This window comes from Pseudomonas sp. H3(2019), assembly GCF_007713465.1.
Taxonomy (GTDB): domain Bacteria; phylum Pseudomonadota; class Gammaproteobacteria; order Pseudomonadales; family Pseudomonadaceae; genus Aquipseudomonas.
On sequence record NZ_VMSG01000021.1, the window covers coordinates 72,820 to 95,739 of the forward strand.

Below are 22,920 nucleotides of genomic sequence, written 5' to 3' on the forward strand. Positions count from 1 at the left end.
CCGCTCGTTGCGGTAATGCGAGAGAGCAGTTCAGCGTCAATACCCACCACCCGAAAAAGGAATTTATAGGTGAAACATGCACTCACGGCCCTTGCGGCAGCTCTATTGATCAGCCCCTTGACTTGCGCCTTCGCCACGTCGAAGGTGGACTTAAGCGTCAAAGGCCTTATCACTCCGACTGCCTGTACACCAACGCTATCCAGCGCTGGCCTCGTCGATTACGGAAAAATATCCCGGCAGGCTCTGAGCGTCGACAAGCGCACACGACTTCGCGATGAAACGCTAGAACTCAGCATCAATTGCAATGCACCCGCACGTTTCGCACTGCGCATGCGGGATAACCGTGACGGTTCAGCCATCGTCAACAGCGAGATCGATTACGGCCTGAACCTCGACCACAGCCGCAACAAAGTCGGCCTGTATTCGCTGCACTTCGATCCCGCCAGTACCGTGGTGAACACCTGGCCTCAGGTCTACCGAACCGACTCCACCACCGGTGGCCTGGCCTGGAGCACATCGAGAGCCGACACCCTACCGATTGCCGCCAGAAGCTATCTGGGATTCACCGATGTGTCAGGCAGTACCGCAGGCCCGATAGCGATTCAGCACCTGAGCAGTCGGGTGACCCTGCAAACAGTCATCGCGCCAACCTCCACCCTGGATCTGAGTGACGATGTGCTGCTCGACGGTTCGGCGATACTGGAGGTTGTTTACTTATAGCGTGAGCCTAGAGTTTTTCGCTGGTGACCTGTACGTACAGCGAACGCCCGGCACCGAGACCGGCGATGATCGCGCCGAGGCCAATAACCCCGAAGATCCAGCCCAGTGCAGTCCAGCCACCTGTCCAGTCGTGTACCAAACCGACCGCAAAGGGTCCCATTGAGGCCAACGTATAACCGAACCCCTGGGCCATGCTCGACAGGTTGGCCGCCACGTGGGCATCGCGCGAACGCAGCACGATCAAGGTCAGCGCCAGGCTGAACGTACCGCCCTGCCCCAGCCCGAGCAGAATCGCCCAGCCCCACAGCCCTTCGATCGGTGCATAGAGGCAGCCGAACAGACCGCCGAGGGTCAGGAGCATGACGACGACGATCGCCAGCCGCTGATCCTTGCCGCGCGTCGCCAGCCATGGCGCAGCCAGCGAACTGGCCAACTGGATGATCACCGAACCGGACAGCACCAGCCCGGCTTGGGTCGGGGTCAGGCCGCGGCCGATCAGGATCGACGGCAACCAGCCGAAGACGATGTAAGCCAGCGAGGATTGCAGGCCCATGTACAGGGTCACTTGCCAGGCCAGTGGATCACGCAGCAAACCGCGTACCCGATACGCCACATTGTGCGCGCCGTGTTTCTGGCCAACTTGCGGCAACCAGAACATCGCCGCGACCAGCGCCGGGATCACCCAGAAGCCCAGACCGAGCGCCCAGCTTTCGTCGAAATGCTGGCTCAAAGGCACCGTTGCACCAGCCGCCATGGCCGCGCCAAGGCACAGGGCCATGGTGTAAACGCCGGTCATGGTGCCCGCGTGTTTGGCAAAATCACGTTTGACGATGCCCGGTAGCAGCACACCGATTACGCCAATGCTCGCGCCGGCCAGAATGCTGCCGGCAAACAGTCCGATCTCACCGAACGAACTGCGCAGAATGATCCCGCCGGCCAGCGCCAGCAAAATCCCCAGCACCACTCGCTCAGCGCCAAAGCGCCGCGCCAGCAGCGGTGCCAGCGGCGCGAACAGCCCAAGGCAAAGCACCGGCAAGGTGGTCAGCAAACCGGCCTGGGCCGCCGACAGCCCGAGACTTTTCGACACATCGCTGAGCAGCGGCGCCATGCTCGACAGCGCCGGGCGCAGGTTCAGCGCCACCAGAATCAGCCCCAGCAGCAACAACCACGGACGACGTAAAACCGGATGACTTTGCTGGACCTGTTCGTCATCAGCCTCGGCATCGATCAATAGCTCTTCGAGCTCAGTCGCGCGTTTGAGTTGGGTCGTGCTGCTGGTATTCGCCTGCTGGCTGGACATGAGGTTCTCGGTTTCAAGGTTCATTGATCAACTGCCTGGAAATGGCTTTGGCCCGTTCCGGATCGCGCTGCTCGACGGCATCGAGCAGTTCGATATGCAGATCGAACACCTCCTGACGTCTGGGAGTGATGTTGAGGGTCTGGCGCAGTTGCGCGCCGATGATGCTGGAGAAATAGCGATACAACTCGCTCAGCGTCGGGTTATGCGCGGCGTCCACCAAACGCCGGTGGAACACCAGGTCGCAGGCAATGTAGCTATCGAGATCGCCGTGGTAGTGACTGCCGCTGACACCCAGGGCTTCACGCAGTGCGATGAGGTCTTCATCGGTACGACGCAACGCCGCCAGACCGATGGCCTCGACCTCGAGGATGTGCCGGGTTTCCCGGGCCTGTTCGTGGGAACAACGGGACAAGGCTTTCATCGTGTCGAGCGGGTCGACGACCGCCCGCAGGTAACTGCCGTCGCCCTGCCGGATCTCGATCAACCCGGAAAACGCCAACACCCGCATGGCTTCGCGCACGGTGTTGCGGCTGATACCCAGCTCGGTCGCCAGCTCAGGTTCAGTGGGCAGGCGCTGACCGACTGACCAGGCGCCGTTGTTGATGCGCAGGCGCAACTGTTCAAGAGCCTGATCGACCAGAGAACGCTTAACCAGTGGGGATGTGCCTGTCATTGAATTCGCCCTGTCATCCAATCATAGGATGAATTTTCTGACATGTTAGTCAGCTTCGTCCGAGAGGGCAACGGGCTGGGGTTACAAAGTGGAAAAGGAGCGGGCTTTTCGATTATTCAAAATTACCCTTTAAGGGTGATTTTAGGAGCGAGGTCAGGGTTTCTTATGGAAAAGAGCACACCCCTTGTGGAGATTTACCTCCAGGTGACCTGCCGCCCGGACGGTGGTCCGCCAGTAATCTCGGTTTCCTGATCGAAAAAACAAACCCGGCACGAGGCCGGGTTTGTTTTTGCGAGTCAGCCCGGCATCAATGCAGGATCTGGCTCAGGAACAGCTTGGTGCGTTCGTTCTGCGGGTTGTCGAAGAAGTCGTTCGGCGCAGCCTGTTCGACGATTTCGCCCTTGTCCATGAAGATCACGCGGTTGGCCACGGTCCGTGCGAAGCCCATTTCGTGGGTCACGCAGAGCATGGTCATGCCGTCTTCGGCCAGGCCGATCATGGTGTCCAGAACCTCTTTCACCATCTCTGGGTCGAGTGCCGAAGTCGGTTCGTCGAACAGCATGATTTTCGGCTTCATGCACAGCGCGCGCGCAATCGCCACACGCTGTTGCTGACCGCCGGACAATTGCCCCGGGAACTTGTGCGCCTGCTCTGGAATGCGTACGCGTTCCAGGTAATGCATGGCAATTTCTTCAGCCTTGCGCTTGGGCATCTTGCGCACCCACATCGGCGCCAGCGTGCAATTCTGCAGGATGGTCAGGTGCGGGAACAGGTTGAAGTGCTGGAACACCATGCCGACTTCACGGCGAATCGCCTCGATCTGTTTCAGGTCGTTGGTCAGCTCTACGCCATCGACCACGATGCGGCCCTGCTGGTGCTCTTCCAGACGGTTGAGACAGCGAATGGTGGTCGACTTGCCGGAACCCGACGGCCCGCACAGAACGATACGCTCGCCTTGCTTGACGTTCAGGTTGATGTCTTTCAGTACGTGGAACTGGCCGTACCACTTGTTCACGCCCTGCATCTGAATAATGCCTTCAGGGCTCACAGGCTGTTTGATCGCTTCACTCATAAACTACGCTCCTAACGCTTGTGGCCTGTGTCCAGCTTGCGTTCCAAATGCATGGAATAGCGGGACATACCAAAACAGAAAATCCAGAACACCAGGGCTGCAAACACATAGCCTTCGGTAGCCATGCCCAGCCATTTCGGGTCGGCGGCGGCTTGCTTGACGCTGTTGAGCAAGTCGAACAAACCGATGATGATCACCAGGCTCGTGTCCTTGAACAGCGCAATGAAGGTGTTGACGATGCCCGGAATCACCAGCTTCAGGGCTTGCGGCAGAATCACCAGGCCCATGCTGCGCCAGTAACCGAGGCCCATCGCTGCTGCGGCTTCGTACTGACCTTTGGGAATCGCTTGCAGACCACCGCGCACCACTTCGGCCACGTAAGCCGACTGGAACAGGATCACCCCGATCAAGGCCCGCAGCAACTTGTCGAAGTTCATGCCTTCAGGCAGGAACAACGGCAGCATCACCGAGGACATAAACAGCACCGTGATCAACGGCACGCCGCGCCAGAACTCGATGAAGGTCACGCAGACCACGCGAATCGCCGGCATGTTCGAGCGACGGCCCAGCGCCAGCATGATCCCCAGCGGCAACGCACCGACAATACCGACGGTGGCGATCACCAGGGTCAGCATCAGGCCGCCCCATTGACTGGTCGCAACGTTGGTCAGGCCCAGAATGTCACCGTGCAGCAGGATGTAGGCAACAATCGGATAGAGCACCAGAAAGCTCAGCCCGTACACCGCTTTACGCGGGAAGCGCGAGATGAACAACGGCGCCACGCCGACAATCGCCAGCAACACGGTCAGGTCGACGCGCCAGCGCAGTTCGGGCGGGTAATACCCGTACATGAACTGGCCGAAACGCTGTTGAATGAACACCCAGCAAGCGCCTTCCTTGGTGCAATCGGCGCGCGTGGTGCCCACCCAGTTGGCATCCAGAATCGCCCAGTGCAGGATCGGCGGCACTATCAGGTAAATCAGGTAGAACGCGAACAGCGTGAGCAGCGTGTTGATCCAACTGGAAAACATGTGCTCGCGCATCCACGCCAAGATACCGATTCTGGTACCTGGCGGTGGCATGTCAGGTTTGAAAATATGAGTCGTCATGCGCTTTTCCTCACCGCTCGATCAGCGCAATGCGCTTGTTGTACCAGTTCATCAGCAGGGAAATGCTGATACTGATCGCCAGGTACACGCTCATGGTGATGGCAATAACTTCGATGGCCTGCCCGGTCTGGTTCAGCACCGTGCCGGCAAACAACGAAACCATTTCCGGATAACCGATACCGGCGGCCAGCGAGGAGTTCTTCGCCAGGTTCAGGTATTGGCTGGTCAGCGGCGGAATGATTACCCGCAGGGCTTGCGGGATGATGACCTTGCGCAGGGTTGGGCCGTTGCGCAGTCCCAGCGAACGCGCCGCTTCGGTCTGACCATGGCTGACCGAGTTGATCCCGGAGCGCACGATCTCGGCGATGAACGCCGCGGTGTACACCGTCAGGGCCAGGGTCAGGGCCAGCAGTTCCGGAATCAGCACCCAGCCACCGACAAAGTTGAAGCCTTGCAGCTTCGGCATTTCCCAATGCAGTGGCGCACCAAAGATCAGCGCGCACAAGGCTGGAATCAGCAGAAACAGCGCCAGACCGGCCCAGAATTTATGGAACGGTACGCCGGTCGCTTCAAAACGCTTGTTGGCCCAACGGCACATCAGCACGATGGCGACGATTGCCACCACGACGCTGATTACAAACGCCCAGAACCCACCCGCCATCTGTGCAGCCGGCATGTTCAGGCCACGACTGCTGACAAAGAAGGTGTCGGCGAAGTTATGGCTATTGCGTGGCCCTGGCATGGTCAGGAACACCGCAAAGTACCAGAACAGGATTTGCAGCAGCGGCGGAATGTTACGGAAAGTCTCAACGTAAACTGTTGCCAGCTTGTTGATGATCCAGTTCTTCGACAGCCGTGCCACGCCAACGATGAACCCCAGAATCGTCGCCAGGATCACGCCGATAACGGTCACCAACAGGGTATTGAGCAAACCGATGACAAACACCCGGGCATAGCTGTCCGATTCGGTGTAGTCGATCAGGTGTTGCGCGATGCCGAACCCGGCGCTGCGCTCCAGAAAGCTGAAACCGGAGGTAATGCCCCGGTGTTGCAGGTTGGTTTGAGTGTTGTTGAACAGGTACCAACCCATCGAGATCACCGCGACAACCGTGATGATCTGAAACAGCCACGCACGCACTCGCGGATCGCTGAGGCTGAGCCTCTGCTTTGGTGCGCCGATTGAATTTTGCATGAAGTGCCCCAGAAATAATGGTACAGAACATCACCCGGTGGTTGGCCCACCGGGTGATAGAACCATCAGCGCACTGGTGGTGCGTATTGGATACCGCCGTTGGTCCACAGCGCATTCAGGCCACGGTCAATTTCCAGCGGAGTGCTCTTGCCGAGGTTTTTCTCGAAGACTTCACCGTAGTTACCGACCTGGCTGACGATCTTGACGACCCAGTCCTTCGGCAGTTTCAGGTCCTTGCCGTATTCACCGTCGCCGCCCAGCAGACGGGCGGTGTCCGGGTTCTTGGTCGACTTGGCTTGTTCAACCACGTTTTTCGAAGTGATACCGGCTTCTTCGGCGTTGAGCATCGCGTAGCCAACCCAACGAACGATCGCCAGCCACTCATCGTCACCGTTACGTACGACTGGCCCCAGAGGCTCTTTGGAGATGGTTTCAGGCAGCACCACATAATCTTTAGGCGAAGCCAGTTTGCTGCGCTGTGCATACAACTGGGACTTGTCGGAGGTCAGCACGTCGCAACGACCGGATTCCAGCGACTTGGCGCTTTCATCGGAGGTGTCGAAAGTAATCGGGGTGTACTTCAGGTTGTTGGCACGGAAGTAGTCGGACACGTTCAGCTCGGTGGTGGTACCGGCTTGAATACAGATGGTTGCACCATCCAGTTCCTTGGCACTTTTCACGCCCAGCTTGCTGTTGGCCAGGAAGCCTACGCCGTCGTAATAGGTAATGAAGCCAGGAAACTTCAGGCCCATGCCCGCGTCACGGGAACTGGTCATGGTGGAGTTACGCGACAACATGTCGATTTCGCCGGATTGAAGCGCGGTGAAACGCTCCTTGGCATTCAACTGGCTGAATTTGACCTTGGTCGCGTCGCCGAATACGGCAGCGGCAACGGCGCGGCAGTAATCAGCATCGATACCGACGATCTTGCCGGTGGAGTCCGGAACCGAAAAACCTGGCAAACCGTCGCTCACGCCACATTGCACAAAGCCTTTCTTCTGTACCGCATCCAGGGTTGCACCCGCCTGAGCGAACCCACTGACACCGAGTACTGCGGCCGCAGTCACGACTGCCAGGGTGGATTTCAACATCTTCATTCAAACCTCCAGTTTTGCTCTTGTTGTGTCGGAGCTTGAGTCCTGCCGCACCCTTATGAGGCGCTGTTGACCCGTGTTGGCCTTTCTTTGGGTCAAGCGGCGTAAGACATTAGCTATGAGTCTAGTAGGAGATAATCCACATAATGGAAAACTCACGTCTCACCAATCGGCCGAACGGGCTATAGCCCTTTTACGTTCGCGAAGCCCGTAACGGCCACTGGCGAACATCCATCACCGGATTCTTGCTATCCCACAGCCGACAGTGACTGATAGTGTTACCGCCGTGGCTGAGAACAATCACTTCGCTTTTCCCATAGCAAGGCCCGTACCACAGTTGCGGCTAAAGCGTTTCAGCCACGGGTCAATAGAAAAACTTATATATTTGCGACATTTTATTCACCAATCAGCCTGGTGCGCCCCATCTTCTTGCACTGCATGGGAGTCCGCGCACCACAATGGAGCAAGCATGACCGAGCCCTTGATTCTTCAGCCCAGCAAGCCTGTTGACGCCTGCGTTATATGGCTGCACGGCCTGGGCGCCGATCGTTACGATTTCTTGCCGGTGGCCGAAGCCCTGCAGGAAAGCCTGTTAACCACCCGCTTCGTTCTGCCCCAGGCGCCGACCCGCGCAGTGACCATTAACGGTGGTTACGAGATGCCAAGCTGGTACGACATCAAGGCCATGAAACCCGCGCGGAGCATCAGTCACGAAGAGCTGGAGGTGTCAGCCCAAACCGTCATAACGCTGATCGAAGAGCAGCGAGCCAGCGGAATAGACGCCTCGCGGATATTTCTTGCAGGGTTTTCCCAGGGCGGCGCCGTGGTGCTGCACAGCGCTTTCCTGAAATGGCAGGGACCGCTGGGTGGCGTACTTGCCCTCTCCACCTATGCGCCGACGTTCAGCGATGAGCTGCAACTTTCTGCCAGCCAACAGCGGATTCCAGTGCTGTGCCTGCATGGCCAGTACGATGATGTCGTGCAGAACGCCATGGGACGCAGTGCGTACGAGCACTTGAAGACGCGAGGTGTCACCGCGACATGGCAGGAATACCCAATGGGTCACGAAGTGTTACCCGAAGAAATTCGTGATATTGGCGTCTGGCTCGCGGACCGCTTGCGCTAATACGGAAACTTCCTGTAGCTGTATGAGCAACACACTACGCCGCGCCCGTTTCTTGCATTACACTGGCCGGCGTACATTCCTTAACCAATTGATGAGATGACCGTGCTCAAAGCACTCAAGAAAATGTTCGGTAAAAGCGAGGCTGAGCAGCTCGCGCCCAGCTCCAGCGCACCTTCCCACACACCCAGCAACCGCACCGACGGTCATCAGCCTGGCCGGACCGCAGCTGTCGCGGCACCGAAACAAAAGCCTGTGAACACTCCGGCCAGCGAGTCTGTTGCCGAACCTGTTACACAGCAACCGCGCAGCGAGACGCCAAAACCTGCGCAACCGCGCCGCGAACGCGCGCCGAAACCGCCCGTAGTCGCCTGGAAACTCGAAGACTTCGTCGTCGAACCCCAGGAAGGCAAAACCCGTTTCCATGATTTCAAACTGGCCCCGGAACTGATGCACGCCATCCAGGACCTGGGTTTCCCGTACTGCACGCCGATCCAGGCGCAGGTATTGGGTTTCACCCTGGCCGGCAAAGACGCCATCGGTCGCGCCCAGACCGGCACCGGCAAAACCGCCGCATTCCTGATCTCGATCATCACCCAGCTGCTGCAAACCCCGCCGCCGAAAGAGCGCTACATGGGCGAGCCGCGGGCGCTGATCATTGCACCGACCCGTGAACTGGTGGTGCAGATCGCCAAGGACGCGGCCGACCTGACCAAGTACACCGGTCTCAACGTCATGACCTTCGTTGGCGGCATGGACTTCGACAAGCAACTCAAGCACCTCGAAGCCCGCCACTGCGACATCCTCGTGGCCACTCCGGGCCGCCTGCTGGACTTCAACCAGCGCGGTGATGTGCACCTGGACATGATCGAAGTGATGGTGCTCGACGAAGCCGACCGGATGCTCGACATGGGTTTCATCCCACAAGTGCGTCAGATCATTCGCCAGACCCCACCGAAAAGCGAACGTCAGACCCTGCTGTTCTCCGCCACCTTCACCGAAGACGTGATGAACCTGGCCAAGCAATGGACCACCGACCCGTCCATCGTTGAAATCGAATCCGAGAACGTTGCCAGCGAAAACGTCGAACAGCACATCTACGCCGTTGCCGGCGCCGATAAATACAAACTGCTCTACAACCTGATCACCGACAACGGCTGGGAACGGGTGATGGTCTTCGCCAACCGCAAGGACGAAGTGCGGCGCATCGAAGAACGCCTGGTACGTGACGGCGTCAACGCGGCCCAACTGTCGGGTGACGTTCCGCAGCACAAGCGCATCAAGACCCTGGAAGGATTCCGCGAAGGCAAGATCCGCGTACTGGTGGCCACCGATGTCGCCGGTCGCGGGATTCACATCGACGGCATCAGCCACGTGATCAACTTCACCCTGCCGGAAGTCCCGGACGACTACGTCCACCGCATTGGTCGTACCGGTCGAGCGGGTGCCGATGGCGTGTCCATCAGCTTTGCCGGTGAGGATGACTCCTACCAGCTACCGTCCATCGAGGCGTTGCTGGGTCGCAAGATCAGTTGCGAAACCCCACCGACGCATCTGTTGCGAGTGGTTGAACGCAAACGCCCTTAAGCACGCGTAGCAACGACAAAGCGCAGCCGGAAACGGACTGCGCTTTTTTTACGCCTGGATATTGCCAAGCGGAACAATAAGTCCATAACGGACAAATCAGTTTACTTCCAGCGATCAGCCGCCGCGTGATCGCTGTCGCGCCCTTCCACCCAACGCGGGCCGTCGCTGGTGTTTTCCTTCTTCCAGAACGGTGCACGAGTTTTCAGGTAGTCCATGACAAAGGCGCAGGCGTCGAATGCCGCCTGGCGATGGGCACTCGCCGCGCCGACAAAGACGATCGGTTCGCCCGGTTCCAATGCGCCGATGCGATGCAGCACTTCCAGTTTGAGCAACGGCCAGCGTTGCTCGGCCTCGACGACAATCTTGCCGAGGGCCTTTTCGGTCATGCCCGGGTAGTGTTCAAGAAACATCCCGGCGACATCGAGCCCGTCGTTGAAGTCGCGGACATAACCGACAAAACTCACCACCGCACCGACACCGACATTCGCCGCGTGCATCGCATTGACTTCAGCGCCGGGGTCGAACGCCGTGGACTGCACGCGAATCGCCATGGATCAGCCTCCGGTAACGGTGGGGAAAAACGCCACTTCATCGCCGTCGACGAGCGGTTCGTCGAGCTGGCACAAGTCTTCATTGCGCGCGCACATCAGATTCTGCTCGCTCAGCACCTCGGCGCCCTCGCGTTGCGCCAACAGCAAACGCACATCGCCGACCGTGGCGAAATCGCCTTCGACACTCAACGAATCAACGCCCAGCGCCTCGCGGTAACGGGCAAAAAACTTCACCGTCAATTTCATTGATCAGCCACCTGATAATGCCCGCTCTTACCGCCGAGTTTCTCCAGCAGGCGCACGGTTTCGATCACCATGCCACGGTCCACGGCCTTGCACATGTCGTAGATCGTCAGCGCGGCAACACTGGCCGCGGTCAGTGCTTCCATTTCCACCCCGGTCTGCCCGGACAGTTTGCAGCGGGCGACGATGCGCACCGCATCGAGGCCTTCGGCACTCAGTTCGACCTTGACGCTGGTGAGCATCAACGGATGGCACAGCGGGATCAAATCAGAGGTTTTCTTCGCCGCCTGAATGCCGGCAATGCGCGCCACGGCAAACACGTCACCTTTGGGGTGACCGCCGCTGACAATCATCTGCAGGGTTTCAGGGAGCATACGCACAAGCGCTTCGGCCGTGGCTTCACGGAACGTCACGGCTTTGTCGGTGACGTCGACCATATTGGCGCGACCTTGGGAATCGAGATGAGTCAGCACAGCCTTACTCCTGATCAGGAGCACCGATTGTAAACCCGCGGGTCAGAAAAAAGCAGCTTTAAGCGGCAAGCTACAAGCTACAAGCGGCAAGAGAGAAGTACTCCGTCCGCCTGTAACTTGCCGCTTACAGCTTAAATCTTGCAGCTGCTCTTAAAGATGAGATTCGGCGTATTCGGCCAGAATCGAACGTGGCACCCCTTGCAGGGTGATGTGTACACCGTTGGGGAAGTCCTTGAAGCGTTCAGTCAGGTAGGTCAGCCCGGAGCTGGTCGCGGACAGGTAAGGGGTGTCGATCTGCGCCAGGTTGCCCAGGCACACCACTTTGGAACCGGCGCCGGCACGGGTGATGATGGTTTTCATCTGGTGCGGCGTGAGGTTCTGGCATTCGTCGATCAGGATCAGGCTCTGCTGGAAGCTGCGGCCCCGAATGTAGTTGAGGGATTTGAACTGCAACGGCACTTTGCTGAGGATGTAGTCGACGCTGCCATGGGTGCTTTCATCATCCATGTGCAAGGCTTCGAGGTTATCGGTGATGGCGCCCAGCCAAGGCTCCATTTTTTCTGCTTCGGTGCCCGGCAGGAAACCGATCTCCTGGTCCAGCCCCTGCACGCTACGGGTGGCGATGATGCGCCGGTAGCGTTTGCTGACCATGGTCTGCTCGATGGCCGCAGCCAGCGCCAGGATGGTTTTACCCGAACCCGCAGCACCCGACAGGTTGACCAGGTGAATGTCCGGGTCGAGCAAGGCGTACAGCGCCAGGCTCTGATAGATGTCGCGTGGTTTCAGGCCCCAGGCTTCCTGGTGCAACAGGGGTTCCTGATGCAGGTCGAGGATCAGCAGCTTATCGACCTGGATTTCCTTGATCCAGCCGACAAAGCCCTGTTCGTCGATGATGAACTCGTTGATATGCACGGCCGGCAGGTTGTCGATCAGTTGCACCTGGTGCCAGGTGCGGCCATGGTCCTGACGGGTTTCGACCTTGCTCACACGGTCCCAGAACGAGCCCGTCATGTTGTGATAGCCGTTGGGCAGCAACGACACGTCGTCAACCAACTGGTCAGTGCTGTAGTCCTCGGCCGCAATCCCGCAGGCCCGGGCCTTGAGGCGCATGTTGATGTCTTTGGTCACCAGCACCACACGCAGATCCTTGTCACGCGCGTGCAGGTCGATCAACTGGTTGATGATGATGTTGTCGTTCAGGTGTTCGGGCAGAACGATGTTCGGCTCGGTACGCTTGCTCATCAGAATCGACAGCAAACCCTTGGGCCCGCTTTTTCCGCGCTGGATCGGTACACCCTGTTCAACGTCTTCGGGAGAGGCGTCGCCCAGTGTGTTGTCGATCAGCCGAATGGCCTGACGACATTCGGCCGCAACGCTGTGATGGCCACTCTTGAGCTTGTCCAGCTCTTCAAGGACGGTCATCGGGATGGCAACGTGGTGTTCTTCGAAGTTCAGGAGCGCGTTTGGATCGTGGATCAATACGTTGGTATCGAGTACATAAAGGATTGGCAGGTTGGAGGGGCTACGTCCGTGATCATCCATACTCGGTCACCTTTGTGGGAGCCAGTCGACGCAATACCATGACAGTGCTGCGCCTCGAAGTGGCCACCGAATTCACCTGTCGTACTCAAATGAACTGCACGACTGAAGTGAACTGCACACACGGGGTCTTGGAAGACGCCACCTGTGTTGCAGGTTTCGGCGGTCTGTCTTCGTAATACTCCAAAACCCATGACAGAAAAAAGCACTTTGACGCTTTTTTGAAGTTTATTTTTCAGAGTGACGAAAAGCCCTTGGCGCGCCGCGCCTGCACCGTTAAAGTCGGAAGTCCGTCTGTATCGAAATTCCTCCTGAAATTCCCCCTGTCCCACTGTTTACTGGGTTCCGCGTTTCAGCGAAAAGCCTCCTGACAATCTTCCCAGCCGATACCGCTTTGCGCAGTGTGCGTCAACAGCCAGGGCATTGCCGTTTTCACCACGTCCTGTTTGACGTTGAAATTGATCACCCCGTGGCGCCACAACAGCATCAATGTCAGCACCCGCTGCGCGCTCTGCTCAGCCGTGAGCTGACGACTGCCGTCCGCAGGATCGATGTCCCACAGCGCAACCTGCAACCCCTGAGCCTTGAAGAAACCCTGCGCATCGGCGCGACGCTGGCCATTCGGCGGGCGGAACAACGGCACGAAGTTTTCCGGAAGTTTGCTCTTCACCAGTTCGACGCTGCGAGTCACTGAATACTGCCAATCCTGCCAATGGCTGTGGGAGCGGAATTCCCAGCCCTGCACGCCGATGCATTGCTTTGAGTACAACGTTTGCAGCTCGGCCACCGAATGCTGTGCCAAGCGGTTCTGGATATCGCTGCCCAGTACAAAGAAGGTCCCGCTCAGGTTCGCCTTGCGCAGGTACTCGGCCAGCCACGCGGTGTTGTCCGGCGCGAGGTTGGCGGCGCTGTCGAAACTCAGCACAAACAGCCGATCGTTGAGCTCATCGCCGTTACGCTCGTAGTCGCCGAACAGTTCGACTTCGCTGCTGGTCTGCGGAAACAGCGCGGCCTTGCGCAATTGCTCGTCCAGATAGCGCTCGTGAAAATGCCGGCTCGGCTCGGCCCAGCGGGCGTAATAGGAGTCTTCGCCGAGTTCGAACTTGGCGGCCTGCTCGCGCAGGGTGTCCATGTCTTCGACCAGAAAACAGAACGACGCATCCTGATCGCAGCTGCGCTGGGCAAAATTATAGTTGGCCAGCAAGCGCTGCCACATGCGTGCGCGCAGCGTGTTGATCGACTCGAGGTTGATCATGCGCAACCCCAGGCGCTGCTTTAAAGCAGCTTCATCCAGCGACTCACTGGCGAGCAAGGCCCGGGCGAAGGTGAGGATTTCCGCGCGTGAAGCGACATCGAACAGGGTCGGGTTGCCCAGTTGCTCTGGCCAGGTGCTGCGGTCCAGGGTGGCGAGGTCGTTGGGCGCGGCATAGGCACTTATGCTGAACAACCAGGCACAAAACAGTAAAGCGATACGCAAAGGGATGTCTCCATAACAAAACCCGCGCGGCACTATAGCTGATCTCGTCTACATGATCGTTCCCACGCGGGAGCGTGGGAACGATCAAACGCCGAACCGTCCAGCACCTATCGCCTCCATAGCTGGAGTCAAAGGGGACAACCCCCTAGAATCCCCGCACGATTAAAGGAGACGACTTCATGCTGATGGTGATTTCCCCCGCCAAGACCCTCGATTACGAAACACCGCCGGCCACCCAGCGTTTCACTCAACCGCAATACCTGGACCATTCCCAGGAGCTGATCCTGCAACTGCGCGAGCTGAGCCCGGCACAGATCAGCGAGTTGATGCACGTTTCCGACAAGATCGGCGGCCTCAACGCTGCACGCTTCGGCAGCTGGACCCCGGCGTTCACGCCAGCCAACGCCAAGCAGGCGCTGCTGGCGTTCAAGGGTGACGTGTACACCGGCATGAATGCCCAGACCTTCAGCGAAGCCGATTTCGATTACGCCCAACAACACTTGCGCATGCTCTCGGGCCTCTACGGCCTGCTGCGCCCGCTGGACCTGATGCAGCCGTATCGGCTGGAGATGGGCACCAAACTGGCCAATGCCCGCGGCAAGGATTTGTACGCCTTCTGGGACACGCAAATCAGCGAATGGTTGAACGAAGCCCTGGCCGGGCAAGGCGATGACGTGCTGCTCAACCTGGCCTCCAACGAGTACTTCTCGGCGGTCAAACGCAGCGCCTTGAACGCCCGGATCATCAACACCGAGTTCAAGGACCTGAAGAACGGCCAGTACAAGATCATCAGCTTCTACGCGAAGAAAGCCCGCGGGATGATGAGCCGTTTCGTGATCCAGGAACGCATCAACGACCCGGCTGCGCTCAAGCAATTTGACGTGCAGGGTTACCGCTACAGCGCCGAACAGTCGAAACCCGACAACCTGGTTTTCCTGCGCGACCACGCCCCCGAATAACGCATCACAATGGCGCACGGTATTGATCAATGTGCGTGCGCCGAAACGTGGTTTCCCCTACATCTCCCCCGCCCAATTCGTCATTATCTTGGCGACAAAAACACATCCTTTCCATTTATGAAATTTCTTTCACTCGACAAGCGTGAATTTTTTCAGTAGTGGCACGCATTTTTTTCAAGCGTAGTGGCAAAAAACCATTCACGCTAATTAACTCCCCATAAATAAAGGCCGAAACGGTAAGTGCTATCAATATGAGAGCAGTGCCATCTTTTGCAATATTTCAGGAAATTTCAAAAATCGGGATAAGCCGCCATGAACTATCTGAAAATACACCGCTCATACCACCGGTAACGATTATCTCTGAGCGTGTACGAGATAACTTACACAGAGTGTCGACCCTATCGCCAAGTTGTCATGTTCAACTTGGCTTTCAGGCCACTTATTAGGAATAACAGGAGATAACGCACCATTACTATCCCCTACAAGGCAAAGGCTGCCCCCCCTGTAAACGTGCTCATCTGAGCACCTGAGCGCTTGATATTGCTGGCTTTATACCGACTTTCAAGTACCTCCAGCCTTTTGCACCACGGTATTCAAAAGAAATGCCGGCCGCAGTTCAGGGCACGCCTTTACCCTCAGGCCAAGTTTCGCACACCTTGAGTGCACTTATTTAGACACTCGGAATTGAGCATGCCTGCACACGGTATTGTGGCGCCTGCCATCCACACTTCCGAGTGCACTTCGACCGCTGAACACTATTAACTTCGCGCCTTTAACGGCGTGATAAATACAGAGGTAATTGCGATGCGCATCAGCATATTTGGTTTAGGTTACGTCGGCGCAGTCTGTGCCGGTTGCCTGTCTGCACGAGGCCACGAAGTGGTTGGCGTGGACATTTCCAAAGACAAGATCGACCTGATCAATGCCGGTAAATCTCCGATCGTTGAACCGGGTCTGGGCGAGCTGCTGACCCAGGGCATTCAGACCGGTCGTCTGCGCGGCACTACCCACTTCGCAGAAGCCATCCGTGACACCGACCTGTCGATGATCTGCGTCGGTACGCCGAGCAAGAAGAACGGCGATCTGGAACTCAACTACATCGAATCGGTGTGCCGCGAGATCGGCTTTGTCCTGCGTGACAAAACCACCCGCCACACCATCGTGGTACGCAGCACCGTGTTACCGGGCACCGTGAAGAACGTGGTGATCCCGATCCTCGAAGACTGCTCGGGCAAAAAGGCCGGCGTCGACTTCGGCGTTGCGGTGAACCCCGAGTTCCTGCGTGAAAGCACCGCGATCAAGGACTACGACCTGCCACCGATGACGGTCATCGGCGAGTTCGACAAAGCCAGCGGTGACGTTCTGCAATCGCTGTACGAAGAGCTCGACGCGCCGATCATCCGCAAGGACATCGAAGTCGCCGAGATGATCAAGTACACCTGCAACGTCTGGCACGCCACCAAAGTGACCTTCGCCAACGAGATCGGCAACATCGCCAAAGCGGTCGGCGTCGATGGTCGCGAAGTAATGGAAGTGGTCTGCCAGGACAAGACCCTCAACCTGTCCCAGTACTACATGCGCCCGGGCTTCGCATTTGGTGGCTCGTGCCTGCCGAAGGACGTGCGCGCCCTGACCTACCGCGCCAGCTCCCTGGACATCGAAGCGCCACTGCTCAATTCGCTGATGCGCAGTAACGAATCTCAGGTGCAGAACGCCTTCGACATCGTTTCCAGTCACGACAAACGCAAAGTCGCCCTGCTCGGCCTGAGCTTCAAGGCCGGCACCGATGACCTGCGCGAAAGCCCGCTGGTGGAGCTGGCGGAAATGCTGATCGGCAAGGGTTACGACCTGAGCATCTACGACAGCAACGTCGAATACGCCCGCGTCCACGGTGCGAACAAGGATTACATCGAGTCGAAGATTCCTCACGTCTCGTCCTTGCTCAACGCCGACTTCGACTCGGTGATCGACAACTCCGACGTGATCATCCTCGGCAACCGCGACGAAAAGTTCCGCGCCCTGGCCGAGACCGCGCCGCACGGCAAGCAAGTGGTCGACCTGGTCGGCTTCATGTCCAAAGCCACCAGCGTCAGTGGCCGCACCGAAGGGATCTGCTGGTAACCGCCGTTCCCGTAGGCGCTGGCTCTGCCAGCGCCTACGACTGCTCATCGCCGAAACACAATGGATGCAGATTATGCACAGGCTAAAGCACCGCCTACTTCAGGCTGCCGGTTGGCTGTTTTACCTCAGTTTACTGATGGGCATCGCCATGGCGCTGCCTGTGAGCACCTTCGACTCGCAGTCCAGGGACTTCATTTTCCTGATTGGCGCCGTCGGTATCTGGCGCTATTCGATGGGTGCCACGCACTTTCTGCGCGGCATGCTGTTTCTCTACGTGGTCTACCCGCACCTGCGGCGCAAAGTGCGCAAGCTCGGCAAGGCGGCGGACCCGTCCCACGTCTTTTTGATGGTCACCAGTTTTCGTATCGACGCGCTGACCACCGCGCAGGTCTACAGCTCGGTGATTCGCGAGGCCATCGAGTGCGAGCTCCCGACCACCGTGGTCTGCTCGATCGTGGAAATGTCCGATGAGCTGCTGGTGAAAAGCCTCTGGGCCAAAATGAACCCGCCGGACCGGGTCAAGCTCGACTTCGTGCGCATCCCCGGCACCGGCAAACGCGATGGCCTGGCCTTCGGTTTCCGCGCCATCTCACGCCACCTGCCGGACGACCGCGCGGTCGTGGCGGTGATCGATGGCGACACCGTGCTCGCCGAAGGCGTGGTGCGCAAAACCGTGCCGTGGTTCCAGCTGTTCGGCAATGTCGGCGGCCTGACCACCAACGAATTTTGCGAAGTGCGCGGCGGCTACATCATGAGCGAATGGCACAAGCTGCGCTTCGCCCAGCGCCACATCAACATGTGCTCGATGGCCCTGTCCAAGCGCGTGCTGACCATGACCGGACGCATGTCGGTGTTTCGCGCCTCCGTGGTCACCAATCCGGACTTTATCGCCGACGTCGAAAGTGACTCGCTGCAACACTGGCGCCTGGGCCGTTTCAAGTTTCTCACCGGTGACGACAAGTCCAGCTGGTTCAGCCTGATGCGCCTGGGTTACGACACCTTCTACGTGCCGGACGCGGCGATCAACACCGTTGAACACCCGCCGGAAAAGAGCTTCATCAAGGCCAGCCGCAAGCTGATGTTTCGCTGGTACGGCAACAACCTGCGGCAGAACTCCCGGGCACTGGGCCTGGGGATGAAACGCCTGGGCCTGTTCACCTCGGTGGTGCTGTTCGACCAACGCGTGTCGATGTGGACCTCGCTGCTGGGCCTGACCGTGGCACTGATCGCCAGCTTCAAATACGGCACCGCGTTCATCCTCGTGTACCTGCTGTGGATCGGCATCACCCGCCTGATCCTGACCCTGTTGCTCTCCTGTTCGGGACACAAGATCGGCCCGGCCTACCCGGCGATTCTTTATTACAACCAGATCGTTGGCGCGCTGGTGAAGATCTACGTGTTCTTCCGCCTCGACCAACAGTCCTGGACCCGTCAGGACACCAAATTGACCCGTGATCTGGAAAGCGCACAGCGTTTGTTCAACACCTGGTCGTCTCGGACCATGACCTTCTCCGCCGGCAGCATCTTCGTCGCCGTGCTGCTGTTGATGGTCTGACCTGCCTTGCCTGAATTAACGAGGAAATACCCCCTATGAATACCGCCGCGAACATCAACGTAGTGCATGAATCCGAAGCCCAACGCCAACACGCCCGCGTGAAAATCCCGGCCAAGCTGCGCTTCCTCGGACCCGACCGTACGCCCGTGGACGCACGGATCATCGATCTGTCCGCCGGTGGCCTGAGCTTCAATGCCGGGCAGATACCGCTCAAGGTCGGCGACGTGCACAAGGGCCGCCTGCAATTCCTGATCGACAACCTCGGCCTGGCCATGGACGTCGAAATACAGATTCGCTCGTTCGACCGCCAGACCGGCCGCACCGGTTGCCAATTCCAGAACCTCGAACCGCAGGACATCTCGACCCTGCGCCAGCTGATCACGTCGCACCTGTCCGGTGACATCGTGACCATGGGCGACGTGCTGGCGACCCTGCAACGCGACAACTTCACCAAGGCACGCAAGCTCAAGGACAGTGGTCACGGCATGAGCGCTTTCGGGCGCTTGCGGGCAGTGACCTTCAGCCTGGGGATTTTCGTCGTCGGCCTCGCGGCGTTCGGTTTCGTTTTCAAATCGGTGTACGGCATGTACTTCGTCAGCCACGCCCAGGCCGGTCTGGTCAGCGTTTCCGGCATGAACGTCACGATGCCCCGCGACGGCACCGTACAAAGCCTGATCAAGACCGATGGCGTTGCGGCCAAGGGCGCGCCACTGGCGACGTTCAGTACCAGTATGCTCGACGTGCTCAAGGGTCATCTGGACGAAAACCAGTTGCAGCCGGCCAAGGTTGAAGAGCTGTTCGGCAAGCAGATGACTGGCACCCTGACCTCACCCTGCGATTGCACCGTGGCTCAACAAATGGTCGCCGACGGTCAGTACGCCAGCAAAGGCGACGTGATCTTCAAATTGGTGCCACAGGGCAGCCAGGCCAGTGTCGAAGCGCGCTTCTCCTATCGCCAGTTCGCTGATGTGCGTCCGGGGACGAAGGTCAGCTTCCAGATCGCCGGCGAAGACACCAAACGCACCGGCACCATCGTCAGCAGCACCAGCCTGAAAAGCGAAGACCTGTCGTCCGACATCCGCGTGCAGATCAAACCTGACGCGCCGCTGGACAGCACCTTCGCCGGTCGCCCAGTGGAAGTCAGCAGCGACCGCGGCCCCTCCGTGAACTGGCTGATCGACAAAGCCATGGCCGCAGGTCTTTAAGCGGAGGACATGCCTGTGACCACTCCACCCATCCTCAGAACACCGCGCTCCCACATGGGAACACTGTGCGCAGTCGCCCTTGCGGTGAGCCTGGCCGGTTGCGCCGGCCTGCCCGACCAGCGCCTGGCCAATGAAGCCCTGAAGCGTGGCGACACCGCGCTCGCGCAGCAGAACTACAAACAACTGGCTCTCTTGGGTTACAGCGAAGCACAGGTCGGTCTGGCCGATATTCAGGTGGAAAGCCGCGACCCGGCGCAGCTCAAAGCCGCCGAAGCGACCTACCGTGCCGCCGCCGATACCTCGCCGCGAGCGCAAGCGCGCCTGGGCCGTCTGCTGGTGGCCAAACCGGGTTCGACCGAAGCCGAGCAACACGAGGCTGAAGGTCTGTTGAAGAAAGCCTTTGCCAATCACGAGGGCGGCACGCTGATTCCGTTGGCCATGCTGTACCTGCAATATCCCCACAGTTTCCCGAACATCAACGCCCAGCAGCAGATCAGCCAATGGCGCGCCGCCCGTTACCCGGAAGCCGGCCTGGCCCAGGTGCTGCTGTACCGCACGCAAGGCACTTACGACCAGCACCTGGACGACGTCGAGCGCATCTGCAAAGCGGCGCTGAACACTACCGACATCTGCTATGTCGAGCTGGCCACGGTCTATCAGAAACGTGCCCAACCGGATCAACAGGCGCAACTGCTCAAGCAACTGCAAACCGGCTACAGCCTCGGCAAAGTCTCTGCCCAGCGGATGGACAGCGTGGCCCGCGTACTCGGCGATGCCAGCCTGGGCAAACCGGACGAAAAAACCGCGCAAGCCATGCTCGAGCAGATCGCCCCCGGCTACCCGGCGTCCTGGGTCAGCCTGGCGCAGTTGCTCTACGACTTCCCCGAGCTGGGTGACGTCGCCAAGATGATGGAATACCTCGAAAACGGCCGCGCCGCCGATCAGCCACGCGCCGAACTGTTGCTGGGCAAGCTCTACTACGAAGGCAAATGGGTGCCGGCCGACGCCAAGGTCGCCGAACAACACTTCCAGAAAGCCGTGGGCAAGGAAGTCGCCGCCGATTACTACCTCGGCCAGATCTACCGCCGTGGTTATCTGGGCAAGGTCTATTCACAAAAAGCCCTGGAGCACTTGCTGACCGCGGCGCGCAACGGCCAGAACAGTGCCGACTTCGCCATCGCCCAGTTGTTTTCCCAAGGCAAGGGTACCCAGCCCAACCCGCTCAACGCCTATGTCTTCAGCCAGTTGGCCAAGACACAAAACACCCCGCAAGCCACTGAGCTGGCGCAAACACTCGAAACCCAATTGCCGCCTGCGCAGCTGGCCGAGGCCCAACGCCTGTTGAAACAGGAACAGGCCATGCGTGGCGCCCCGAGCCAAAGCGCACTGCAAGTTGAGGCCCTGCAAGAAAAAGACGGCGAGGAATCCCTATGAAGCTCAATCCATTCGTTCAAGCCGGAATCGGCCTGACCTTCGCCCTGTTGTGGTCCTGCCCGACATTGGCCGCGATGACTGACACCAGGAACTACGGCCTGGAAGTGAAAGTCACCGGCCAGTCCGAAGACGACAGCGACCTCGGCACCAAGTCCGGCGGCGACGTCAACGGTGTGGGCCTGGACCTGCGTCCATGGGTCTACGGTGAAAGCGGCAACTGGAGCGCCTACGCCATGGGCCAGGCCGTGACCGCGACCGACATCATCGAAACCGACACCTTGCAGTCCGATACGCAAGGCGCCCAAAGCAGCGGCAACAACGGCCGCCAGAGCAAGAAAAACTACCTGGCAATGCGTGAGTTCTGGATCGGTTACAGCGGCCTCACACCCTACCCTGGCGAGCAACTGAAGCTCGGTCGCCAACGCCTGCGCAACGACGACGGCCAATGGCGCGACACCAACATCGAAGCGCTGAACTGGACCTTCGACACCACCCTGTTGCGGGCCAACGTCGGCGTCGCCGAACGCTTCAGCGAGTACCGCACCGACCTCACCGAACTGGCGCCCAAGGACAAGGATCGCCTGCACGTCTTTGGTGATATCGCGACCCAATGGACACCCGGTCAATGGGTCGGGCTGCGTGCTCATCACACCCATGATGACGGCAAGCTCGACTTCCCGACACCCGGCGAAGCCCCTGACTCGCTCGCCAAGAAACAAAACGGCGACCTGAGCTGGCTCGGTGTCGAAGCCAACAGCGACGCCTACAGCTTGAAAAACAGAAACACGGTCAACTACTGGGCCAGCCTCACCGGCATGAGCGGCAACCGTGACACCGTCAATCCATTGAACGCTGATGGCAGCCGCCCGATCGATGCCTCGAAAAACGGCGACGTCAGCGGCTGGGCCACCGACCTCGGCGTGCGTCTGCGCCTCGATCCGCAATGGCAAGTCGGCGCGGCCTACGCCCGTGCCAGCGCGGACTACGAGCAAAACGGTTTACAGAGTAACCGCTCGAACTACACCGGTACGCGCTCGCGGGTTCACCGTTTTGGCGAGGCCTTCCGTAGCGACATGAACAACATGCAGAGCGCCACGCTGTTCGGCTCCTGGATGCTGCAGGACGATTACGATGCCAGCCTGGTCTACCACAAGTTCTGGCGCGTCGACGGCAACAAACCGGTCGGCAACAACGGCATCAACGCGGTAGAGAACAACTACGACGACGTCACTGGTGCACTGCTGTCCAGCACCTCGCTGCCACTGGTAGACGGCAAGACCGACCTCGGCCAGGAAGTGGATCTGGTGGTCACCAAGTACTTCAAGCAGGGCCTGTTACCGGCTGGCCTGAGTCAGTCGATCGATGAACCTTCGGCGCTGGTGCGCTTTCGTGGCGGGGTGTTCAAGCCGGGCGATGCCTACGGCAAACAGGTCGACTCGTACATGCACCGTGCGTTCGTCGACGTGATCTGGCGCTTCTGATGCGAGCCGCCA

At 58.9% G+C, this 22,920-nt stretch carries 20 protein-coding genes; 9 read left to right on the forward strand and 11 right to left on the reverse strand.

The genetic code is table 11. The features are described 5' to 3' along the window. Window positions 1-69 precede the first annotated feature (69 nt). Window positions 70-720: a DUF1120 domain-containing protein gene (locus FPT12_RS20370; RefSeq protein WP_145019178.1), complete on the forward strand. Its 651-nt coding sequence runs from the start codon at window positions 70-72 to the stop codon at window positions 718-720. A gap of 7 nt (window positions 721-727) precedes the next feature. On the opposite strand, the gene FPT12_RS20375 is transcribed toward FPT12_RS20370, so the two are convergent. From FPT12_RS20375 to FPT12_RS20400, 6 genes are all read right to left on the reverse strand, one after another. Further along, complete coding sequence (locus FPT12_RS20375) at window positions 728-2,044, reverse strand: CynX/NimT family MFS transporter (protein WP_145019181.1); 1,317 nt, start codon at window positions 2,042-2,044, stop codon at window positions 728-730. Next, a complete protein-coding gene (locus tag FPT12_RS20380; RefSeq protein ID WP_145019184.1) occupies window positions 2,034-2,693 on the reverse strand; it encodes a FadR/GntR family transcriptional regulator in 660 nt (219 codons plus the stop codon). Before FPT12_RS20380 ends, FPT12_RS20375 begins: the two co-directional genes overlap by 11 nt. Before the next feature lie 307 nt (window positions 2,694-3,000). Further along, the gene (locus FPT12_RS20385) at window positions 3,001-3,765 is read right to left on the reverse strand and encodes an amino acid ABC transporter ATP-binding protein (protein WP_010444394.1); all 765 of its coding nucleotides are present in this window, start codon (window positions 3,763-3,765) and stop codon (window positions 3,001-3,003) included. 11 nt (window positions 3,766-3,776) lie between these two features. Then, the gene (locus tag FPT12_RS20390) at window positions 3,777-4,874 is read right to left on the reverse strand and encodes an amino acid ABC transporter permease (RefSeq protein ID WP_145019187.1); all 1,098 of its coding nucleotides are present in this window, start codon (window positions 4,872-4,874) and stop codon (window positions 3,777-3,779) included. Window positions 4,875-4,884: 10 nt separating this feature from the next. Next, window positions 4,885-6,066, reverse strand: a complete 1,182-nt coding sequence (locus FPT12_RS20395) for an amino acid ABC transporter permease (RefSeq protein WP_145019190.1) — start codon at window positions 6,064-6,066, stop codon at window positions 4,885-4,887. 65 nt (window positions 6,067-6,131) lie between these two features. After that, window positions 6,132-7,163, reverse strand: a complete 1,032-nt coding sequence (locus FPT12_RS20400) for an amino acid ABC transporter substrate-binding protein (protein WP_145019193.1) — start codon at window positions 7,161-7,163, stop codon at window positions 6,132-6,134. A gap of 466 nt (window positions 7,164-7,629) precedes the next feature. Between FPT12_RS20400 and FPT12_RS20405 the strand changes: the two genes are divergently transcribed. Then, window positions 7,630-8,286, forward strand: coding sequence for an alpha/beta hydrolase (locus FPT12_RS20405; RefSeq protein WP_145019196.1), 657 nt, complete (start codon window positions 7,630-7,632; stop codon window positions 8,284-8,286). Between the two features lie 96 nt (window positions 8,287-8,382). Next, window positions 8,383-9,870 carry an ATP-dependent RNA helicase RhlB gene (gene rhlB / locus FPT12_RS20410; RefSeq protein ID WP_145019200.1) on the forward strand — a complete coding sequence of 496 codons (1,488 nt, stop codon included), beginning with the start codon at window positions 8,383-8,385 and terminating at the stop codon, window positions 9,868-9,870. Window positions 9,871-9,971: 101 nt separating this feature from the next. Here rhlB and moaE read toward each other — a convergent pair whose 3' ends face one another. From moaE to FPT12_RS20435, 5 genes are all read right to left on the reverse strand, one after another. Then, window positions 9,972-10,421 carry a molybdopterin synthase catalytic subunit MoaE gene (gene moaE / locus FPT12_RS20415; protein ID WP_145019203.1) on the reverse strand — a complete coding sequence of 150 codons (450 nt, stop codon included), beginning with the start codon at window positions 10,419-10,421 and terminating at the stop codon, window positions 9,972-9,974. Window positions 10,422-10,424: 3 nt separating this feature from the next. Beyond that, window positions 10,425-10,667, reverse strand: coding sequence for a MoaD/ThiS family protein (locus FPT12_RS20420; RefSeq protein ID WP_145019206.1), 243 nt, complete (start codon window positions 10,665-10,667; stop codon window positions 10,425-10,427). Further along, complete coding sequence (gene moaC / locus FPT12_RS20425; RefSeq protein ID WP_145019209.1) at window positions 10,664-11,137, reverse strand: cyclic pyranopterin monophosphate synthase MoaC; 474 nt, start codon at window positions 11,135-11,137, stop codon at window positions 10,664-10,666. Before moaC ends, FPT12_RS20420 begins: the two co-directional genes overlap by 4 nt. A 150-nt stretch (window positions 11,138-11,287) precedes the next feature. Continuing rightward, a complete protein-coding gene (locus FPT12_RS20430) occupies window positions 11,288-12,679 on the reverse strand; it encodes a PhoH family protein (protein WP_145019213.1) in 1,392 nt (463 codons plus the stop codon). A gap of 349 nt (window positions 12,680-13,028) precedes the next feature. Beyond that, window positions 13,029-14,153, reverse strand: a complete 1,125-nt coding sequence (locus tag FPT12_RS20435) for a polysaccharide deacetylase family protein (protein ID WP_145019216.1) — start codon at window positions 14,151-14,153, stop codon at window positions 13,029-13,031. A 179-nt stretch (window positions 14,154-14,332) separates the two neighbouring features. On the opposite strand from FPT12_RS20435, the gene yaaA reads away from it, so the two are divergent. The 6 genes from yaaA (at window position 14,333) to FPT12_RS20465 (ending at window position 22,908) form a co-directional block, all read left to right on the forward strand. After that, window positions 14,333-15,112, forward strand: coding sequence for a peroxide stress protein YaaA (yaaA, locus tag FPT12_RS20440; RefSeq protein ID WP_145019219.1), 780 nt, complete (start codon window positions 14,333-14,335; stop codon window positions 15,110-15,112). A gap of 804 nt (window positions 15,113-15,916) precedes the next feature. Next, window positions 15,917-17,233 carry a nucleotide sugar dehydrogenase gene (locus FPT12_RS20445; RefSeq protein WP_145019222.1) on the forward strand — a complete coding sequence of 439 codons (1,317 nt, stop codon included), beginning with the start codon at window positions 15,917-15,919 and terminating at the stop codon, window positions 17,231-17,233. Window positions 17,234-17,306: 73 nt separating this feature from the next. Beyond that, window positions 17,307-18,788 (forward strand): mannuronan synthase, encoded by a 1,482-nt coding sequence (alg8, locus tag FPT12_RS20450; protein ID WP_178098823.1) that lies wholly within the window; start codon window positions 17,307-17,309, stop codon window positions 18,786-18,788. Between the two features lie 35 nt (window positions 18,789-18,823). Continuing rightward, complete coding sequence (locus FPT12_RS20455) at window positions 18,824-19,993, forward strand: alginate biosynthesis protein Alg44 (protein WP_145019228.1); 1,170 nt, start codon at window positions 18,824-18,826, stop codon at window positions 19,991-19,993. A gap of 9 nt (window positions 19,994-20,002) precedes the next feature. After that, window positions 20,003-21,427 (forward strand): alginate biosynthesis TPR repeat lipoprotein AlgK, encoded by a 1,425-nt coding sequence (gene algK, locus FPT12_RS20460; protein WP_178098824.1) that lies wholly within the window; start codon window positions 20,003-20,005, stop codon window positions 21,425-21,427. Further along, window positions 21,424-22,908: an alginate export family protein gene (locus tag FPT12_RS20465; protein ID WP_145019231.1), complete on the forward strand. Its 1,485-nt coding sequence runs from the start codon at window positions 21,424-21,426 to the stop codon at window positions 22,906-22,908. Before algK ends, FPT12_RS20465 begins: the two co-directional genes overlap by 4 nt. Window positions 22,909-22,920 lie beyond the last annotated feature (12 nt).

Coding starts and splice junctions, on each gene's coding strand:
- FPT12_RS20375 (WP_145019181.1), bottom strand. CDS start 2,044: ATGAACCTTGAAACCGAGAACCTCATGTCCAGCCAGCAGGCGAATACC.
- FPT12_RS20380 (WP_145019184.1), bottom strand. CDS start 2,693: ATGACAGGCACATCCCCACTGGTTAAGCGTTCTCTGGTCGATCAGGCT.
- FPT12_RS20385 (WP_010444394.1), bottom strand. CDS start 3,765: ATGAGTGAAGCGATCAAACAGCCTGTGAGCCCTGAAGGCATTATTCAG.
- FPT12_RS20390 (WP_145019187.1), bottom strand. CDS start 4,874: ATGACGACTCATATTTTCAAACCTGACATGCCACCGCCAGGTACCAGA.
- FPT12_RS20395 (WP_145019190.1), bottom strand. CDS start 6,066: ATGCAAAATTCAATCGGCGCACCAAAGCAGAGGCTCAGCCTCAGCGAT.
- FPT12_RS20400 (WP_145019193.1), bottom strand. CDS start 7,163: ATGAAGATGTTGAAATCCACCCTGGCAGTCGTGACTGCGGCCGCAGTA.
- FPT12_RS20405 (WP_145019196.1), top strand. CDS start 7,630: ATGACCGAGCCCTTGATTCTTCAGCCCAGCAAGCCTGTTGACGCCTGC.
- rhlB (WP_145019200.1), top strand. CDS start 8,383: ATGACCGTGCTCAAAGCACTCAAGAAAATGTTCGGTAAAAGCGAGGCT.
- moaE (WP_145019203.1), bottom strand. CDS start 10,421: ATGGCGATTCGCGTGCAGTCCACGGCGTTCGACCCCGGCGCTGAAGTC.
- FPT12_RS20420 (WP_145019206.1), bottom strand. CDS start 10,667: ATGAAATTGACGGTGAAGTTTTTTGCCCGTTACCGCGAGGCGCTGGGC.
- FPT12_RS20430 (WP_145019213.1), bottom strand. CDS start 12,679: ATGGATGATCACGGACGTAGCCCCTCCAACCTGCCAATCCTTTATGTA.
- yaaA (WP_145019219.1), top strand. CDS start 14,333: ATGCTGATGGTGATTTCCCCCGCCAAGACCCTCGATTACGAAACACCG.
- FPT12_RS20445 (WP_145019222.1), top strand. CDS start 15,917: ATGCGCATCAGCATATTTGGTTTAGGTTACGTCGGCGCAGTCTGTGCC.
- alg8 (WP_178098823.1), top strand. CDS start 17,307: ATGCACAGGCTAAAGCACCGCCTACTTCAGGCTGCCGGTTGGCTGTTT.
- FPT12_RS20455 (WP_145019228.1), top strand. CDS start 18,824: ATGAATACCGCCGCGAACATCAACGTAGTGCATGAATCCGAAGCCCAA.
- algK (WP_178098824.1), top strand. CDS start 20,003: ATGCCTGTGACCACTCCACCCATCCTCAGAACACCGCGCTCCCACATG.
- FPT12_RS20465 (WP_145019231.1), top strand. CDS start 21,424: ATGAAGCTCAATCCATTCGTTCAAGCCGGAATCGGCCTGACCTTCGCC.